The sequence below is a fragment of the Bacillus sp. P4_D3 genome (genome assembly GCF_056401855.1).
On sequence record NZ_JBFUIN010001099.1, the window covers coordinates 1 to 820 of the forward strand.

The 820-nt window shown below is 35.2% G+C and carries 2 protein-coding genes; both read right to left on the minus strand.

Translation table 11 applies throughout. From position 1 onward, the window contains the following. On the minus strand, positions 1-227 hold a 227-nt coding region (locus tag AC1DTM_RS29520; protein ID WP_477001595.1), incomplete at its 3' end, for a LacI family DNA-binding transcriptional regulator. 154 nt (positions 228-381) lie between these two features. Next, on the minus strand, positions 382-820 hold a 439-nt coding region (locus AC1DTM_RS29525), incomplete at its 5' end, for a GNAT family N-acetyltransferase (RefSeq protein WP_477001596.1).

Consider the following 820-nt stretch of genomic DNA (forward strand, 5'->3'; position numbering starts at 1 on the left):
GTGATGTATGATGGATTATGCAAATTATCTACAAGTAATGCAATCATCGTTGAAGGCTGTTTAAATAAAGGCTTTGCTGTAGCATTCGGTCTATAATGTAATTCTTCAATTGCTTTTTTTACTTGTTTCACCGTATCTTCATGGACATATCCTTTTTCGTTAATGACTCTTGAAACGGTTGCGACTGAAACACCGGCCAATTTTGCAACATCACGTATAGTTGCCACATCGTCACCCCTTAATATGGTAATAGATTACAATTTTAAACTAAACCAAAATATAACATTCGTCAAGGTTATTGTTTTATATTTCTGAAAATTGTTACACAACTTCCACTCTACTCATAAAGTGAAACTTTAATCAGTGGGAGTTTTACTGCCCTCAAATGCGGGATAAAATATACTCCAGCTGAATTTCATGTGAAATCGCGATATTATCATAACCAATAAACGGAATTTCTTTCTTTATTTTTCGTGCTTCTTTTACCGCATCAATATACAAGTTCGTCATCATGAAGTTACGTTTTTGATAAAAACGAAGTGCGTTCATATTATCATTCGTCGTAATGAGCCACACTTTTTCACATTCGTTCTCTTTTGCCACTTGCAGCACACAATCCACCAGTTTTGTACCAATCCCCTTTCCTTCCTCAAAACTATTTAACGATACAATTTCACACATGTTTTCTATCACTTTACACGTTATAATTCCCACTATTCTGTTATTTCTAAGTGCAACAAAACCGGGTAATTCTTCTAATTGATGTACTCTGCCTCGCGAGACCATCATTGAGCTTCCCCAGTTTTCACACATAAAATCC